Source organism: Caulobacter sp. GW821-FHT05F04 (assembly GCF_059419665.1).
In genome coordinates, this window is sequence record NZ_JBWKSF010000005.1 from 341,361 (window position 1) to 358,773 (window position 17,413).

The window sequence follows — 17,413 nt, forward strand, 5'->3', positions numbered from 1 at the left end:
GGCGTTCACGTGAACAGGCCGCCGATGAATTTGAACACGTCGTAGCGGTTGAGGTCGTTCCACGCCGCGAACAGCATGAAACCCAGGATCAAGGCAAGCCCCGCGCGGAAGCCGGCCGCCTGGAAATCCGCCCGTAGAGGCCGCTTGGCCACGGCTTCGTAGGCGTACATCAGCAGATGTCCGCCATCGAGGACCGGGATCGGCAGCAGATTCATGAAGCCGATGCTGACCGACAGGCTGGCGATCAGCAGCATGGACGACATGAAGACGCGCAGGGCCATGGTGCCCACGTCGGGCGCGCCGGCGGCGCTGGCCTTGGTCACCGCGCCGGCGGTGTGGCCGATGCCGATCAGGCCGCTGATCTGGTCGGCGGGCATCTGACCGGTGACGAGGCGGCCCAGATAGAAGCCGATCGTCCTGATCATGCCCCACACCTCGACCGTGGCGTCGGGAATGGCGGTCAGGACGCTGGAGCGCTTGAACTGGGTGATCCCGGCGTTCTCGATGCCCAGCTGGCCGGTCTTCATGCGCCCGCTGATCTTGTCGTTGATCTCGACCAGGCGCGGCGTGGCGGTCAGGTGAACCTGCTGCTCGCCCCGCTTGACCGTGAAGTCGATCGGCAGGTTGGCGCGCAGCGAGACATAGCCTTGCAGGTCCTGGAACGTGCCGATCTTGCGCCCGTCGGCGGCGACGATGATATCGCCCTTCTTGAAGCCGGCCGCCGCCGCCGCGCCGCCCGGCACGACACCGTTGACGCTGGCCACACGCTGCGGCGAGCCGACCAGCACCAGGAAAACCGCCATGATCAGGATGGCCAGGACGAAGTTCGACACCGGGCCGGCCACGGCGATGATCGCCCGCTGCCAGACCGGCTTGAAATGGAAGTACTTGGAGACCCCCGCCTCGCCCTCGCGCCGCACGATCGAGTCGCGCATGGCGGCCAGGTTGTCCTGGTCGGGCACGCTGGCGGCGTTCTCGTCGCCGGAGAAGCGGACATAGCCGCCCAGGGGGATCGAGGCGACGCGCCATTCGACGCCGTGCTTGTCGGTCCACGACAGCAGCGGCGGGCCAAAGCCGATCGAGAAGCAGTCGATGGCCACCCCGCAAGCCCGCGCGGCCCAATAGTGCCCGAGCTCATGGATGGTCACCACGACGGACAGCACGAAGGCCGTGGACAGGATGAAGATCAAGACGTCAGTCATAGGTTGGCCGGTCCCCCGGATCAGAGCCGGCGATGCTTTTGCGCGACAACCTCGGCCGCAATGCGGCGAGCGCTGGCGTCGATCATCATCGCATTATCGACAGCGTCACTTTCCGCCACGGCGAGGTTGCCCAGACTGTTCATACGCTCAAGGGTTCCCGCCACCGCGGCGGCAATATCGAGAAAGCCAATCCGCCGGTCAAGGAAAGCAGCAACGGCGACCTCATTGGCCGCGTTCATCGCCGTCGGCGCGCCGCCGCCCAGGCGCAGAGCCTCGCGGGCGATGCCGATCGACGGGAACCGGTCCAGGTCGGGCGATTCGAAGGTCAGCTGGCCGTAGGCGGCCAGATCCAGGCGCGGCGCCGGCCAGGGCAGCCGGTCCGGCCAGGCGAAGGCGCAGGCGATCGGAGCGCGCATGTCGGGCGGGCCCATCTGGGCCAGGGTCGAGCCATCGGCGTACTCGACCAGGCTGTGGATCACGGACTGGGGATGGATCACGACGTCGATACGGTCTTCGGGCGTTCCGAACAGGTAGGAAGCCTCGATCATTTCGAGGCCCTTGTTCATCATCGTCGCGGAATCGACCGAAATCTTGGCGCCCATGCTCCAATTCGGGTGGGCGATGGCCTGTTCCGGGGTCGCGGCGGCCATGGCGGCCCTGTCCCAGGTGCGGAAGGGCCCGCCCGAGGCGGTCAGGATCAGTCGCGCCACCCGGTGGGCGCAGTCGGGCTGCAGCACCTGGAAGATGGCCGAGTGCTCCGAATCGACCGGGATCACCGAACCGCCGGCCGCCTTGGCGATGGCCAGCAGGGCCGGCCCCGCGCAGACGAGGCTTTCCTTGTTGGCCAGGGCCACGATCGCGCCGGTGCGGGCGGCCGCGACGGTGGGGGGGAGGCCCGCCGCGCCGACGATCGCCGACATCACCCAGTCCGCGCCCATGGCGGCGGCTTCGGTCACGGCGGCCGCGCCGGCGGCGGCGCGCACGCCGGTTCCGGCCAGACCGTCCTTCAGCGCCTGCAGCTTGCTCTCGTCCTCGATGACCGCGACCGTCGGCGTCCAGCGCCGGGCCTGCTGGATCAGGCGCTCGACATTGCGCCCAGCCGTCAGGGCCAGAATCTCGATCTCGACGCCGGATTCCTCGAAAAGGCTCAAGGTCGAAAGGCCGATCGACCCGGTCGAGCCCAGCACCACCACCTTGCGGGGTAAGGTCAATGCGCCCATCCTACGTGGTCGACCAGCCGGACGGCGGCGATGACGATCGCCGCGAACATCAGGCCATCGACGCGATCCAGCAGGCCGCCGTGGCCCGGGATGATGTCGCCGCTGTCCTTCACGCCGAAGCGACGCTTGAGGATCGATTCCCAGAGATCGCCGGCCATGGTCGCCAGACCGCCGAGGAGGCCGATCAGGGCCGCCGCGGGCCAGACCAGCTTCAGATGGGCGAAGTGGGCCACCAGGACCGCGCCGATCGTCGCCGCCACCAGGCCGCCGATGAAACCCGACCAGGTCTTGTTGGGCGAGATCTGGGGCCACAGCTTGGGCCCCTTCAGCAGGCTGCCCACCACATAGGCGAAGATGTCGGCGAACCAGGTCACCACGAACAGCAGCAGCGTCCACCACAGACCGTCGGGCAGGGAGCGAACCCAGACCAGAGCGATGACCGCCGGGGCGATATAGACCACGCCATAGGCCGCGTCGGCCCGCCGCTCGACCGCGCCCCGCGCGATCAGCCCCGCCAGGAAGGCGCCGACCAGCACGACCGACCAGGCGATGTAGAAGTTGTGCAAGAAGCCGGCGAGCACGGCGATCGCGCAGAAGACGCCAACCACGGCGCCGACCGCGCGCGGGGCCTTGGGCGCGCTGATCTTGCCCCATTCCCGTGCCAACAGGGCCACGCAGACCAGGGCCAGGGCCAGAATCCAGAAGCCGCCGAACCAGACGGCGGCCACGACCATGGGCACGAGCACGGTGGCCGAAACCACGCGCGTCCGAAGATTGCCCCAGTTGAAACGCTTAGCCGGCGACGGCGACGTCATCGGCAGCGACCCCTCCGTAGCGTCGGTCCCGACGGCGATATTCGGCGATGGCGGCCGCCAGGGCCTCGGGCCCGTAGTCGGGCCACAGCACGTCCTGGAAGACCAGCTCGGCGTAGGCGCATTCCCAGAGCAGAAAATTGGAAATCCGGCGCTCGCCGCTGGTACGCACGATCAGGTCCGGGGCCGGGGCCGAAGCCGTCGACAGGAAGCGCTCGAAGGTCTCTTCGGTCAGGTCCGAGGCCTTGGCTTCGCCGCGCTCGACCTTCTCGGCGAAGGCGCGGGCCGCATCGGTAATGTCAGCCTGACCGCCGTAGTTGAAGGCCACCTGCAGCGTGAACTGGGTGTTACCCTCGGTGCGCTTCTCGGCCCGGTCGATCACCTCGGCGATATCGGCCGACAGCCCCGTGCGGCGGCCGATGATGCGGACGCGCACGCCCGCCTTGGCCAGGCGCTCCAGGTCCGATTCAACATAGGCCTTGAGCAGGCTCATCAGTTCGGAGACCTCGTGCGCCGGCCGGCGCCAGTTCTCGGTCGAGAAGCCGAAGACGGTCAGCACGCCGACGTTCTGAGTCTGAGCGCCCTCGACGGTGCGCTTGAGGGCGTTGACCCCGGCGCGATGGCCGAGGACGCGCGGCATCCCCCGCTGCTTCGCCCAGCGGCCGTTGCCATCCATGATAATGGCCACGTGCAGACGTTGGTCGGTCGCCTCGCCCCCGGCGCGCCCCGACACGTTCTGCGGACCGGTGGTCGCCGGCATTCGCTTCAACCTTCCCTCGTCGCTCCCCCATCAACTCGCAGGAAGGGCGATCAGACTTGCATGATCTCTTGTTCTTTGATTTTCAAGGCCTCGTCCACGCGCTTGATGGCCTCGTCGGTCATCTTCTGGACCTCGGTTTCCATCTTCTTGCGCTCGTCCTCGGCGATCGCGCCGTCCTTCTCGGCCTTCTTCAGGTCGTCGTTGGCGTCGCGGCGGACGTTGCGGACGGCGATCTTCTGCTGCTCGGCGTACTTGCCGGCGATCTTGGAGAGATCCTTGCGGCGCTCCTCGGTCAGCGGCGGAATTGGAATGCGCAGATTCTGACCTTCGACGACCGGGTTCAGGCCCAGGCCCGAGGCGCGGATCGCCTTCTCGACCGAGACCACGACACCCCGGTCCCAGACGCTGACATTGATCTGGCGCGGCTCGGGCACGCTGACCGAAGCCACCGCGTTCAGCGGCGTGGTCGAGCCATAGGCCTCGACCATCACCTGATCCAGCAGGCTGGCCGAAGCGCGACCGGTGCGCAGACTGGCGAATTCGTCCTTCAGGGCGGCGATGGTCTTGTCCATTCGCTCGCGGTAGCGCGACAGGACGGGTTTCTCGGCGGCGGCCATGGCGGGCTCTCCTCGCGGTTCTCTATCTTCAGGCGGCGCGGTCGGCGGCGACCACGGTGTGGGTCCCCTCGCCTCGCAGGACGGTCAGCAGATTGCCGCGCCCCTTGATCGAGAAGACCACGATCGGAATGTTGCTGTCGCGCATCAGGGCCACGGCCGAGGCGTCCATGACCCGCAGGTCCTTGGCCAGCACGTCCATGTAGCTCAGACGCTCGTAGCGCTCGGCCTTCGGATCCTTCTTGGGATCGGCCGTATAGACGCCATCGACGCTGGTGCCCTTGAACAGGGCGTCGCACTGCATCTCTGCGGCGCGCAGGGCCGCGGCGGTGTCGGTGGTGAAGAACGGATTTCCGGTCCCGGCGGCGAAGATCACGACGCGGCCCTTCTCCAGGTGCCGCTGGGCGCGGCGGCGGATGTAGGGCTCGCAGACCGTGGCCATCGGGATGGCCGACTGCACGCGGGTCTCGACGCCGATACGCTCGAGCGCGTCCTGCATGGCCAGAGCGTTCATGACGGTGGCCAGCATGCCCATGTAGTCGGCGCTGGAGCGCTCCATGCCCTTAGCCGCGCCGGCCATGCCGCGGAAGATATTGCCGCCGCCGATCACCAGGCACAATTCGACGCCGGACTTGACGATCTCGGCCACGTCTTCGGCCACGGATTGCACGGTGTTGGTGTCGATACCGTAGGGCGTGTCGCCCATCAGGACCTCGCCGGACACCTTCAGCAGGATGCGGCGGTATTTCTGGGGCGCGCTGGTATCGGACATTGGACCGCTATTCCTGAGTCGTCGGCACGCACATTAAGTGCGTTCTACAGAAGTGAGGTGGGTTTTGCCAACCGTCCTGACCCTCTGACGGGGTTGTCGAACGGCAGGCGCAAAAAGGGCGCGGCGCGCGTCTAGACGCGCCGCGCCCTGATTGTTTGCCGGGCCCCGAAGGACCCAGCGTTCAAGCCTTAGGCCTGGCCAGTCATCGAGGCGACTTCGGCGGCGAAGTCGTCCTGCTTCTTTTCAACGCCTTCGCCCAGGGCGAGACGGGTGAAGCCCTTCACGGCGATCGGCGCGCCCAGCGTCTTGGCGGTCTCGGCGACCAGTTGCTCGACGGTCTGGTCCGGGTTCATGACGAAAGCCTGCTTCAGCAGCACGACTTCTTCCAGGAACTTGCGGATACGGCCTTCGATCATCTTTTCGACGACCGCCGGCGGCTTGCCCGACTCCAGAGCCTGTTCGGTGAACACGGCCTTTTCACGCTCGATGGCGGCCGGGTCGAGATCGTCCGGCGACAGCGACAGCGGGGCGGTCGCGGCGACGTGCATGGCGATCTTGCGGCCCAGTTCGCGCAGGGCGGTCTTGTCGCCGGTCGACTCGACGGCCACCAGCACGCCGATGCGGCCGAGATCCGGCGCGGTGGCGTTGTGGATGTACGAGGCGACGACGCCGTTCTCGACGGTGTGCTTGGCCGCGCGACGAACCATCATGTTCTCGCCGATCGTGGCGATCAGGTTGGTCAGGTGATCCTGCACGCTCTCGCCGCCGGCCAGCTTGGCCGCGGTGATGGCGTCGACCGAACCGTCGGTGGTCAGAGCCGCGCCGGCGATCTGGCGAGCAGCGCCCTGGAACAGGTCGTTGCGCGACACGAAGTCGGTTTCGGCGTTCACTTCGACGGCGGTGGCGGTTTCACCCGCGCCCTGCTCGGCCGTGGCGACGGCCACCAGGCCCTCGGCGGCGGCGCGATCGGCCTTCTTGGCGGCCTTGGACAGGCCCTTGGCGCGCAGCCAGTCGATGGACGCTTCGATGTCGCCGTTGTTTTCCGACAGCGCCTTCTTGCAGTCCATCATGCCGACGCCGGACTTTTCGCGCAGTTCTTTGACGAGCGCAGCCGTGATCTCAGCCATGGAAAATCTCCAGATTCAAACGGTTAGCGACCGGGCTTGTGGCCCGCCTAATCCATAAAGAGTAGCGACCGGGCTTGTAGCCCGGTCGCATGTCAGGGTCGCGACGGCCTCTCCACCCCGGCCAGGCCAGGAGAGAGGCGCGCGGGAAATCAGCCCTCGGCCGATTCCGGAGCCGCTTCGGCGGCGACTTCAACCGGCGCTTCCGGAGCGGCTTCGACAGCGGCTTCCGGGACGGCTTCAGCGATCGCTTCCGGAGCCAGGGCGCGAGCCAGGGCCGGCTCGGTCGGGTTCACGGCGGCGCCCAGGTCGACGCCCGAGCCGGCTTGACCAGCGGCCAGACCGTCCAGAACGGCGTCTGCGATCAGGTCGCAGTACAGTTGCAGGGCGCGGGCGGCGTCGTCGTTACCCGGGATCGGGTAGGTGATGCCGTCCGGATCGCAGTTGGTGTCGAGGATGGCGACGACCGGGATGTTCAGCTTGCGGGCTTCCAGGATCGCGATCGCTTCCTTGTTGGTGTCGATCACGAACATGATGTCGGGGATGCCGCCCATGTCCTTGATGCCGCCCAGCGACAGTTCCAGCTTGTCGCGCTCGCGCGTCAGCTGCAGCAGTTCCTTCTTGGAACGGCCTTGGCCTTCGCCGGCCAGGACGCCTTCCAGCTCGCGCAGACGCGCGATCGAGCCCGAAACGGTGCGCCAGTTGGTCAGGGTGCCGCCGAGCCAGCGGTGGTTCACGTAGTATTGGGCGCAGCGCTTGGCGGCGGTGGCGACCGGGTCGCTGGCCTGGCGCTTGGTGCCGACGAATAGCACGCGGCCGCCGGCGGCGGCGACTTCACGGACCTTCACCAGGGCTTGGTGCAGCAACGGGATCGACTGCGACAGGTCGATGATGTGGATGTTCGAGCGCGAGCCGAAGATGTAGCGATCCATCTTCGGGTTCCAGCGGTGCGTCTGGTGGCCGAAGTGGGCGCCGGCTTCCAGGAGCTGACGCATGGAGAATTCGGGAAGAGCCATCGGGCCTATATCCTTTTTCCGGTTGAACCTCCGCGGACACCCCCGTTCCAGACCATTCTGGAGCGGGACCGGAACGGCGACGCCGGGATGTCTCCCCGGTGCAACCGAACGTCCACGTGTGGAATGGCCGCGCAGATAGTCTCTCGGCGAAGAAAAAGCAAGCCCTCGGCGCGATCGGGGGCGCCGGCCGCACGGTTGATCCGTCGCGACCACGCCGACCGCAAGATCCATCCCCTCCAGACCGGCGAACATCCACCGACGCTCCACAGGGCGACCGGAAAGTCGTCGCCGTTCCGACATACTGATGTGGACCGATCGACCCGGCGTCGTCGTTACACAAGGCATAGCTGGAGAACGTCATGCTCGCGGTCTTCGATCTGGACGGAACCTTGCTGGACGGCGACTCCACTGGCCTTTGGCTATGGGGACGGGTCAGGCGTTCGCCCTTGCGCGCCCTGGCGGTCCTGGCCGTGGCTCCGTTCGCCGCGCCCATGGTGATGATCCCGCGCACGCGCCGGCTCGGCGCCTCGATCCTGCTGTGGATCGCCACGGCGGGCCTGGGCGAGCGGGCCTTGCGCGACTCTTGCGCGGGGTTCGGCGAAGCGTTCCGGGCCGGCGGCAGCGCCCTGGCCTGGCGCCCCGGCGGTCTCGCCGCGCTGAAGGCGCATCTGGACGCCGGCGACCGCGTCGTGGTGGTCACCGCCGCCCCGGCCATCCTGGCGCAGGCGTTGATCGGGCCTCTGGGCCAGCCGATCGAGGTGCTTGGCACCTCTCTGAAGCGCCGCGGCGGCGGCTGGGTCGCCGATGTCCATTGCCGCCACCAGCGCAAGTGCCAGGCTCTGGCCGAGGCCGGCCATGGCGCGCGCTGGGCCTATGCCTATACCGACAGCCTCGACGACCTGCCCCTGCTGCGCGGCGCGGAGACGCCGGTGATCGTCAAGGGCGGCAAGAAGGCCGAGCGGCGGCTGTTCCGGGCCGGGCTGGCCAACGGTCGGGCGGCCGCCTGGTAGGCCGGCCCGTCGGCCTGGCGCCGCCCAACCCGCTCACGGCCCGGCGCGCTGGCGTCCGGGCCATAGCACGGTCGAAAGCCCCCGAGAGGATCCCCCCGGAACCTGACGATGATCATCCTCGCGAAAACGTGGACCTAAGCGGCGTCGGCAATCCGCTGCTCGATTGAGGCGGCGCGCCTGAAATCCAGCCTCGCCCCCTCCCATCAGTCACCGCGAATTTCACCTAGGCATCAGGTCGAACCCAGATCCGACCCGGGCTCGCGGATGAGCGGCTAGCGCCGCCGCCTCGCCCTCAGAACGATTTGCCGTCCACCGGCCGGGGCTTCAGGGCGAAGACGTCGACGCCGTCCAGGCAGCGGACATTGATCGCCGCCATCTTCCGGCCGTCAGGCGCGGTCCCCATCCCGAACGACTGGATGCCGCAGGTCTCGCAGAACAGGTGCGAGATCTTGTGGGTGTTGAACTGGTATTCGGTCAGGGCGTCCTGGCCGCTCTTCAGCTCAAAGGCGCTCTCCGGCGCGAAGGCCAGGATCGCGCCCAACTTGCCGCAACGGGAACAGTTGCAGCTGATCACGCCCTCCAGCTCGACATCGACCGCGTAGCGCACGCGTCCGCACTGGCAACCGCCTTCGTGACTGGCCATTGGCCCTCTCCCCTGTGTCCGCCCGTTCCGGTTCTTCTATCGCAACGATGCCGGCGACCGCCGCCGGCGGTGGAAATCCCGTCGAGACCTCCAACCCGAAACCGGAACATCAAGCTGAAGTAGGAATTTATTCCTACACATCCTCCAGCAGCGCCACGCCGGGCGCGGTCTTCAGCGCCCCGCGCAGAGCAGCATCCAGCGTATAGCGCCCCGGCAGACGCAGTTCGATCTCGCGCCCCCCGCCGATAGCGGCGACGAAGGTCACTTCTCCGCCTTTCTGCCCCTGCGCCGGCTCTAGGCGACGCTTCAGCGCTTCGATCTCGGTCGCCGATGGCGACAGGTGGACGCGCAGGCCGGCCACAACGTTTTCGATGGCCTTCTCGATCGGCTCGGCGTCGTCGCCGAAGAAGCGAACCTCGCCGTCGCGAGCCTTGGCGCGGACCTTGATGACCACGGCCTTGCCCGGCTCCAGCACGTCGCGACATTTGCGCAGGGATTCTGGCGGGAACAGCACCTCGTACTCGCCGGTCGGGTCCGAGAGCGAGACGAAGGCGAACTTCTCGCCGCTTTGCGAAGCCCGTTCCTGGCGGCGACGGACGACGCCGCACATGCGCAGGGCCTCCATCCCGGCTTCGGCTTGCGCCATGGCCTCGGTCAGCATCGACGTGCGGCGACGACGCAGCATGCCGACCACATCTTCCAGCGGGTGGCCGGTCAGGTAGAAGCCGACAGCCGACAGCTCCTCGTCCAGCAGGTCGACCTGGTTCCAGTTCTCGGTCTTGGAGAGGCGCGGACGCCCAGCGCCCGGGTCCGAGCCGAACAAGCCGCCCTGCCCGCCCTGGCGGTCAGCGTGACAGCTTTGGGCATGGGCGATCAGCACATCGGCCGATGCGACGATCTGGGCGCGGTTCTTGTGGATCTGGTCGAAGGCCCCGGCCCGGGCCAGGTTTTCGATGGCGCGCTTGTTGACCTGCTTGGGATCGATCCGCTCGACGAAATCGAAGATGTCGCGGAATGGTCCGCCCTCCTCGCGGATCGCCACCAGATGCTTCATGGCCTCCAGACCGACGTTGCGAATGGCGCCCAGGGCGTAGAGCACCTCGCCGTTCTCGACCTCGAAGTCGGCGCCCGAGACATTGACGTCCGGCGCTCGCACCGTGATGTCGAACTTGCGGGCGTCCTGGTGGAAGACGGCCAACTTGTCGGTGTTCGACAGATCGAGGCTCATCGAGGCGGCGAAGAACTCGACCGGCGTGTTCGCCTTCAGCCAGGCCGTCTGATACGAGATGAAGGCGTAGGCGGCGGCGTGCGACTTGTTGAAGCCGTAGCCGGCGAACTTGGCCACCAGTTCGAAGATCGAGCCCGACTGCTCCTCGGGGACGTTCTTTTCCTTGGCGCCGGAGACGAAACGGATCTTCTGGAGATCCATCTCCTCTTTCTTCTTCTTGCCCATGGCGCGACGCAGAAGATCGGCTTCGCCCAGGCTGTAGCCGGCCAGGATCTGGGCGATCTGCATCACCTGTTCCTGGTAGACGATGACGCCGTAGGTCTCCTTCAGCACCGCCTCCAGCGACGGGTGCAGGGTGTCGACGGGTTTGCGGCCGAACTTGCAGTCGACGAAGGTGTCGATGTTGTCCATCGGGCCTGGGCGATAGAGCGAGATCAGCGCGGTGATCTCCTCGATCGAGCCGCAGCGCATCTTGCGCAGCGTGTCGCGCATGCCCTGGCTTTCAAGCTGGAACACGCCGACCGTCTGGCCCGAAGCGAGCAGTTCGTAGGTCTTGCTGTCGTCGAAGGCCAACTTTCCGAGATCGATCTCGAAGCCGCGCTTCTTCAGGTGCTTCACCGCGCGATCCAGCACGGTCAGGGTCTTCAGGCCCAGGAAGTCGAATTTCACCAGGCCGGCGCTCTCGACCCACTTCATGTTGAACTGGGTGGCGGGCAGGTCCGAACGCGGATCCTTGTAAAGCGGGGTCAGCTGAGTCAGGGGGCGGTCGCCGATCACCACGCCGGCGGCGTGGGTCGAGGCGTTGCGGAACAGCCCCTCCAACTGCAGCGCCACGTCTAGACAGGCCGAGACGTTGGCGTCTTCCTTCTTGGCTTGCTTGAGGCGCGGCTCAAGGTCGATCGCCTGGGCCAGGGTCACCGGCGCGGCCGGGTTGTTGGGCACCATCTTGCAGAGACGGTCGACCAGCCCCAGCGGCAGCTGCATCACCCGGCCGACGTCGCGCAGCACGGCGCGGGCCTGCAGCGAACCGAAGGTAATGATCTGGGCCACACGGTCGCGACCGTACTTCTCCTGCACGTAGGAGATCACCTCTTCGCGCCGCTCCTGGCAGAAGTCGACGTCGAAGTCGGGCATGGAGACCCGTTCGGGATTGAGGAAGCGTTCAAATAGCAGGCCGAAGCGCAACGGATCGAGGTCGGTGATGGTCAGCACCCAGGCGACCAGCGACCCGGCGCCCGAGCCCCGCCCGGGGCCTACCGGGATGCCGTGCGCCTTACCCCACTTGATGAAGTCCGACACGATCAGGAAGTAGCCGGGGAAACCCATCTTCTTGATGATGTCGAGCTCGAAATCGAGCCGCTTCCAGTACTCCTCCTCGGGCGCCGACAAGGTCAGGCCCACGAAGCGCGCCTTCAGGCCTTCCCGCGCCTGGTGCTCCAACTCCTCGGCCTCGTTGCGACCGTCGCCGGTCGGGAAGCTGGGCAGGATCGGGTCGCGTTTGTGCACCATGAAGGCGCAGCGGCGGGCGATATCGAGCGTGTTGTCGCAGGCCTCCGGCAGGTCGGAGAACAGCTTGCGCATATCGGCCGCCGGCTTGAACCAGTGCTCGGGCGTCACACGCCTGCGCTCATCCTGGCCGACGAACGAGCCGTCCGAGATGCACAACAAGGCATCGTGGGCGGCGTAGAAGCTTTCCTTGGCGAAATAGACGTCGTTGGTGGCGACCAGCGGCGCGTCGTGCTCGTAGGCCCAGTTGACCAGCCCGGGCTCGGCCGCCGCCTGCTTGGGCAGACCGTGACGCTGAAGCTCGACATAGAAGCGGTCGCCGAAAACACGCTGCATCTCGGCGAGGGCCGCCGAGGCCTCGGCCGACTTGCCGGCCGCGAACAGCGCGTCCACCGGACCGTCCGTACCGCCCGACAGCAGGATCAGGCCTTCATTGTGTTCGATGACCTTGGCCCAGGGCACGATCGGCTCGGGCAACTCGGCGCTGTCGAGATAGGCGATCGACGACAGCTCCGAGAGGTTGAGATAACCCCGCTCGTTCTGGGCCAGCAGCACGATCGTCGGGGCCCGGGCCCAGCGTTCGGTCGGACCGCCGCCGATGCCGGTGATCGGGATGGCGCAGCCGATGATCGGCTGGACCCCCGCATCCTTGGCGTAGGACGAATATTCAAGCGCACCGAACAGATTGGCGCGATCCGCGATGGCCGCGGCCGGCATGCCGATCCCGGCGGCCAGCTTGCCGATCTGGTCGGCCTTGATCGCCCCTTCCAGCAGCGAATAGGCCGAGCGAACCCGCAGATGGACGAAGCCCTGTCCCTCCCCGTCCGCCATGACCAACCTCCGCTAGACGACCGTCGTCATACGACTCAGGCCACCAGATTGGCGACCGTACACATCATCCAGACGAAGCTGACGACCGACACAAGGGCCAAAGACTCACGGGCGATACGGATCATAGGAGCCTCCACAGATTTCTTGTTTTGTTCCATATTCCGCTTTTGTTCTGTTCACAAGATGTTCCGCGACGTTCCACCGCATTTTTCCGGCCCGCGTCTTGTGACACACGGCCGAACGCATCGATGTTCGATATGGTCAAGGCGAGCGGATCGGTCCAGATCGAGGCCATGCGCCTGATCATCGACACCGACACCGCCGGCGACGACGTCTTCTCGCTGATGCTGGCCCTCACCCGCCTCGGCGTGACCGTCGAGGCGATCACGATCGCCCATGGCAATGTCGGCTTCGAGCAGCATGCCGAGAACGCGCTGGTGACGCTGGAGCGGTGCGGCAAGGCCGGCGAGGTCCCCGTCTATCTTGGCGCCCAGACGCCGTTCACGCGAGCGCCGCTCGACGCCGCCTATGTGTTCGGCCACGACGGCATGAGCGACAGCGGCTTCGCCAGGGCCGCCCAGCGCCCCGCCGAAGGGCACGCGGTCGACGAACTGGTCCGGCGGATCATGGACGCGCCCGGCGAGATCACCCTGATCGCCCAGGCGCCGCTGACCAACATCGCGCTGGCCTATCTGCGCGAGCCGCGCATCGCCAAGGCCGTGAAACACCTCTGGGTCATGGGCGGCACGGACAATGGCGTCGGCAATGTCACGCCGGCGGCCGAGTACAATTTCTATGTCGATCCTGAGGCCGCCAAGATCGTCGTCAACGCCGGCTTCAACCTGTCGATCGCCACCTGGACCCTCACCCTGCGGGACGGCCTGTGGACCACGGCGCAGCTAGCGGAGCTAGAAGCCTTGGGTACTGGCAAGGCCGGGTTCTTCACCGACGTGAACCGCGCCTCCCTCGCCTTCGCCCGGGAAACGGAGGGGCTGGACGGCAGCCTGCACCCAGACGCCATGACCTGCGCCATCGCGCTTGATGAAAACCTGATCCTGGAGGCCGAGGACTGCGTGGTCGATGTCGAGATCCAGGGCGAACTGACACGCGGCTACCTGAGCGTCTCACACTCGATCCTGCCCGATATCGAGATCGCCGATCCAGCTCTGAAACGGCGACAACCCAATGCCAGGGTCATCAAGAAGATCGACCGGGACGGCTTCTTCGCGGCCATGAAGAGCGCACTGCTTTAACCGCGTCGCGGGTGGTTCGGCCCTGTTTTCGGCGACCGGATGGCGACGCGCGTGCTGGCTAGAACCGCTGCGCTTCCAGGTGGCCGTCCTTGAGGGCGAGAACGCGGTCCATGTAGCGGGCCAGCTCCATGTTATGCGTGGCGATCAGAGCCGCCACGCCTTGCTGGCGGCAGGTCTGGTACAGGGCCTGGAACACCGTCGCCGACGTCGCCGGATCGAGGTTGCCGGTCGGCTCGTCGGCCAGCAGCAGCTTGGGACGGTTGGCCAGGGCGCGGGCGATGGCCACGCGCTGCTGTTCGCCGCCGGACATCTGGGCCGGCTGGTGGTTCATGCGTGGACCCAGGCCCAGGCCCTCCAACAGATCCTTGGCGCGCGCCTCGGCTTCGCGACGACTCTTGCCGGCGATGTTGAGCGGCATGGCCACGTTCTCGAGGGCCGAGAACTCGGGCAGCAGATGGTGGAACTGATAGACGAAGCCGACCGTGCCCAGGCGAATACGGGTGCGGGCGCGCTCGGACAGCTTGGAGCAGTCACGGCCTTCCAGGGCCACGAGCCCCGCGTCGGGGTGCTCCAGCAGGCCCGCCGAGTGCAACAGCGACGACTTGCCCGAACCCGAGGGACCGATCAGCCCGACCACCTCGCCCGGATAGACGTCGATGTCGACGCCGCGCAGCACTGGCAGATCACCGGCCTCGGTCTTGTAGACGCGCTCGACCCCGCGCAGGGCCAGGATTGGATCACTCATAGCGAAGCGCCTCCACCGGATCGAGGCGCGAGGCGCGCATGGCTGGCGGCAGCGTCGCCAGGATGCTCATCAGGGCCGACAGCGCGACGATGCCGCCCACCTCGGTCCAGTCGATCTTGGCCGGAATGTGCGAGAGCATGTAGACGTCGGCGCTGAACACGGCCGTGCCGGTGACCCACTCCACGAAGTTCTGGATCGGGGTGATGTAGGCGCAGAACACCACGCCCAGGGCCAGGCCGCACAGGGTGCCGGCCACGCCGATCGAGGCGCCGGCCATGACGAAGATGCGCAGCACCGCGCCCTGGCTGGCGCCCATGGTGCGCAGGATGGCGATGTCCTTGCCCTTGTTCTTCACCAGCATGACGAGGCTGGAGATGATGTTCAGGGTGGCGATGGCGACAATGCAGAACAGGATCAATCGCATCACCTTCCGCTCGACCTGGAGGGCGGTGAAGTAGCTGTGGTTCTTGTCCTGCCAGTCGGTCACCAGAGCGCCGGGGCCGGAGGCGACCTCGACATCATGCTTGTATTCCTTGGCCTTGTCGGGGTCGTCGACCTTGATCTCGACATAGTCGACCGAGGTGTCGCGACCGAAGAACAGTTGGGCCTGCTCCAGCGGCATATAGATGAAGGCCTCGTCGAACTGGCTCATGCCGACGCTGAACAGGCCGCCGACAATGTAGTTTTTTTCGCGGGTCGAGGTGCCGAACGCCGTGGCCGGTCCCGTCGGCGAGATCAGGGTGATCGGATCGCCCGGCTGCACGCCCAGGGTCTGGGCCATGCGATCGCCGATCAGGACGATGTCGCCGCCGTACTCGCCCTGGCCGAAGCCCTGCAGCGAGCCTTTCTTGATGTTGCTGGAGATCAGCGACATATGCCGCAGGTCATTGGGCGTCACCCCACGCACGATGGCGCCGGTCACCTGGGTCGGGCCGATGACCATGGCCTGGGCCTCGACCATCGGCGCGGCCTGGATCACGCCCGGCGCGGCCTTGATGCGACGGATGATGGTGTCGCGGTCCGGGCCGTTGATCAGCGGCGACTGGGCGTAGAGGTGGCCGTTGAAGCCGACGATCCGGCCCAGGAGCTCGGCCCGGAAGCCGTTCATGACGCTCATCACGGTGATGAGGGCGAAGACCGCCAGCATCACCGCGCAGAACGATATGACCGCGATGAGCGCCACGCCGCCGTTCTTGCGTTTAGCGAACAGATACCGGCGAGCGACGGAGCGCTCCCAGCGACTGAAGGGGCCGGCGGCGCGGACGTCTGGCATCAGGCGGTCTTGCTCTTGGTCAGGCCCTCGATGACCGAGTCCAGCGAGGCGGTGTGGCGCTCGCCGGTCTTGCGGTTCTTGATCTCGACCACGCCCTCGGCGATGCCCTTGGGGCCGATGATCAGCTGCCAGGGCAGGCCGATCAGGTCCATGGTGGCGAACTTGGCGCCGCCGCGGGCGTCGGTGTCGTCGTACAGCACGTCCTTGCCGGCGGCCTTGAGCGCGGCATAGGCCGTCTCGCAGGCCGCGTCGCAGGCCGCGTCGCCCTGGCGCATGTTGACGATACCGACATGGAACGGCGCGACGCTTTCCGGCCAGATGATGCCGGCCTCGTCGTGGCTGGCCTCGATGATCGCGCCCAGCAGGCGCGAGACCCCCACGCCGTAGCTGCCCATCTGCACCGGCACGTCCTTGCCGTCGGGACCGGTGACCACGGCCTTCATCGGCTCGGAATACTTGGTCCCGAACGAGAAGATGTGGCCGACCTCGATGCCGCGCGCCGACAGGCGGTCGCCTTCCGGCAGCGCGCCGAAGGCGGCTTCGTCATGCATTTCCTCGGTCGCGGCGTAAAGCGCCGTGCGCTGGTTCACCAGAGGCTGCAGGTCGCCGTACCAGTCGACATCCGGACCAGGCGCCGGCATCTCGACCAGGTCCTTGTGACAGAAGACGGCGCTTTCGCCCGTCTCGGCCAGGACGATGAACTCGTGGCTGAGGTCGCCGCCGATCGGACCGGTGTCGGCGCGCATCGGAACCGCCTTCAGGCCCATGCGCTCGAACAGGTTCAGATAGGCCACGAACATGCGGTTGTAGGCCTTGCGCGCGCCCTCGGCGTCGAGGTCGAAGCTGTAGGCGTCCTTCATCAGGAACTCGCGACCGCGCATCACGCCGAAGCGCGGGCGGGTCTCGTCGCGGAACTTCCACTGCACGTGGTAGAGATTCTTGGGCAGGTCACGGTAGCTGCGCACCGAACCGCGGAAGATCTCGGTGATCATTTCCTCGTTGGTGGGCCCGTACAGCAGTTCGCGCTCGTGGCGGTCGGTGATGCGCAGCATCTCCGGGCCATAGGCGTCATAGCGGCCCGACTCGCGCCACAGGTCGGCCAGCTGCAGCGTCGGCATCAGCAGCTCGATGGCGCCGGCGCGATCCATTTCCTCGCGGACGATCTGTTCGATCTTCTTCAGCACGCGGAAACCCAGCGGCAGCCAGGCATAGATGCCCGCCGCTTCCTGGCGGATCATGCCGGCGCGAAGCATCAGCTGGTGCGAAACGATCTGGGCGTCGGACGGTGCTTCCTTCAGCACCGGCAGGAAATAGCGCGACAAGCGCATGCGCGTGGAAACTCCGGGAATTCAAGGAGGCCTGAGATAGCCTCTCGTCCGACAGCTTGGCAACGCGCGTGACTAA

The 17,413-nt window shown here is 66.7% G+C and carries 16 protein-coding genes; 2 read left to right on the plus strand and 14 right to left on the minus strand.

What is annotated here, in order from left to right; all coding sequences use genetic code 11:
• Nucleotides 1-5: 5 nt before the first annotated feature.
• The 8 genes from AC07R7_RS15890 to rpsB all read right to left on the minus strand — a co-directional run bounded on the left by AC07R7_RS15890 (nucleotide 6) and on the right by rpsB (nucleotide 7,520).
• The gene (locus tag AC07R7_RS15890; protein WP_492838551.1) at nucleotides 6-1,202 is read right to left on the minus strand and encodes a M50 family metallopeptidase; all 1,197 of its coding nucleotides are present in this window, start codon (nucleotides 1,200-1,202) and stop codon (nucleotides 6-8) included.
• Between the two features lie 20 nt (nucleotides 1,203-1,222).
• Nucleotides 1,223-2,422: a 1-deoxy-D-xylulose-5-phosphate reductoisomerase gene (dxr, locus tag AC07R7_RS15895; protein WP_492838552.1), complete on the minus strand. Its 1,200-nt coding sequence runs from the start codon at nucleotides 2,420-2,422 to the stop codon at nucleotides 1,223-1,225.
• On the minus strand, nucleotides 2,410-3,237 hold the full coding sequence (locus AC07R7_RS15900) for a phosphatidate cytidylyltransferase (protein WP_492838553.1): 828 nt from the start codon (nucleotides 3,235-3,237) through the stop codon (nucleotides 2,410-2,412). Before AC07R7_RS15900 ends, dxr begins: the two co-directional genes overlap by 13 nt.
• Nucleotides 3,215-3,994: a polyprenyl diphosphate synthase gene (gene uppS, locus AC07R7_RS15905; RefSeq protein ID WP_494635836.1), complete on the minus strand. Its 780-nt coding sequence runs from the start codon at nucleotides 3,992-3,994 to the stop codon at nucleotides 3,215-3,217. Before uppS ends, AC07R7_RS15900 begins: the two co-directional genes overlap by 23 nt.
• 50 nt (nucleotides 3,995-4,044) lie before the next feature.
• A complete protein-coding gene (frr, locus tag AC07R7_RS15910; RefSeq protein WP_492838555.1) occupies nucleotides 4,045-4,611 on the minus strand; it encodes a ribosome recycling factor in 567 nt (188 codons plus the stop codon).
• Nucleotides 4,612-4,639: 28 nt separating this feature from the next.
• Nucleotides 4,640-5,380, minus strand: a complete 741-nt coding sequence (pyrH, locus tag AC07R7_RS15915; protein ID WP_492838556.1) for a UMP kinase — start codon at nucleotides 5,378-5,380, stop codon at nucleotides 4,640-4,642.
• A 188-nt stretch (nucleotides 5,381-5,568) separates the two neighbouring features.
• Entirely contained in the window at nucleotides 5,569-6,507 is a 939-nt protein-coding gene (gene tsf, locus AC07R7_RS15920; RefSeq protein WP_492885048.1) for a translation elongation factor Ts, read from the minus strand.
• Between the two features lie 149 nt (nucleotides 6,508-6,656).
• Nucleotides 6,657-7,520 (minus strand): 30S ribosomal protein S2, encoded by an 864-nt coding sequence (gene rpsB, locus AC07R7_RS15925; RefSeq protein WP_492885047.1) that lies wholly within the window; start codon nucleotides 7,518-7,520, stop codon nucleotides 6,657-6,659.
• A gap of 359 nt (nucleotides 7,521-7,879) precedes the next feature.
• Between rpsB and AC07R7_RS15930 the strand changes: the two genes are divergently transcribed.
• Nucleotides 7,880-8,530, plus strand: a complete 651-nt coding sequence (locus tag AC07R7_RS15930; RefSeq protein ID WP_494635837.1) for a haloacid dehalogenase-like hydrolase — start codon at nucleotides 7,880-7,882, stop codon at nucleotides 8,528-8,530.
• Nucleotides 8,531-8,822: 292 nt separating this feature from the next.
• On the opposite strand, the gene AC07R7_RS15935 is transcribed toward AC07R7_RS15930, so the two are convergent.
• The 3 genes from AC07R7_RS15935 to sidA all read right to left on the minus strand — a co-directional run bounded on the left by AC07R7_RS15935 (nucleotide 8,823) and on the right by sidA (nucleotide 12,863).
• A complete protein-coding gene (locus AC07R7_RS15935) occupies nucleotides 8,823-9,173 on the minus strand; it encodes a GFA family protein (protein ID WP_492885043.1) in 351 nt (116 codons plus the stop codon).
• Between the two features lie 133 nt (nucleotides 9,174-9,306).
• Complete coding sequence (dnaE, locus tag AC07R7_RS15940; RefSeq protein ID WP_494635838.1) at nucleotides 9,307-12,738, minus strand: DNA polymerase III subunit alpha; 3,432 nt, start codon at nucleotides 12,736-12,738, stop codon at nucleotides 9,307-9,309.
• A gap of 35 nt (nucleotides 12,739-12,773) precedes the next feature.
• Nucleotides 12,774-12,863 (minus strand): cell division inhibitor SidA, encoded by a 90-nt coding sequence (sidA, locus tag AC07R7_RS15945; RefSeq protein ID WP_492838565.1) that lies wholly within the window; start codon nucleotides 12,861-12,863, stop codon nucleotides 12,774-12,776.
• Between the two features lie 168 nt (nucleotides 12,864-13,031).
• On the opposite strand from sidA, the gene AC07R7_RS15950 reads away from it, so the two are divergent.
• Nucleotides 13,032-13,991, plus strand: coding sequence for a nucleoside hydrolase (locus AC07R7_RS15950; RefSeq protein WP_494635874.1), 960 nt, complete (start codon nucleotides 13,032-13,034; stop codon nucleotides 13,989-13,991).
• A 58-nt stretch (nucleotides 13,992-14,049) separates the two neighbouring features.
• Here AC07R7_RS15950 and AC07R7_RS15955 read toward each other — a convergent pair whose 3' ends face one another.
• From AC07R7_RS15955 to proS, 3 genes are read right to left on the minus strand one after another with little or no spacing between them, the layout of a single operon-like run.
• Nucleotides 14,050-14,736: an ABC transporter ATP-binding protein gene (locus AC07R7_RS15955; RefSeq protein WP_492838567.1), complete on the minus strand. Its 687-nt coding sequence runs from the start codon at nucleotides 14,734-14,736 to the stop codon at nucleotides 14,050-14,052.
• Nucleotides 14,729-16,009 (minus strand): lipoprotein-releasing ABC transporter permease subunit, encoded by a 1,281-nt coding sequence (locus AC07R7_RS15960; RefSeq protein ID WP_494635839.1) that lies wholly within the window; start codon nucleotides 16,007-16,009, stop codon nucleotides 14,729-14,731. Before AC07R7_RS15960 ends, AC07R7_RS15955 begins: the two co-directional genes overlap by 8 nt.
• Entirely contained in the window at nucleotides 16,009-17,337 is a 1,329-nt protein-coding gene (gene proS, locus AC07R7_RS15965; RefSeq protein WP_494635840.1) for a proline--tRNA ligase, read from the minus strand. Before proS ends, AC07R7_RS15960 begins: the two co-directional genes overlap by 1 nt.
• Nucleotides 17,338-17,413 lie beyond the last annotated feature (76 nt).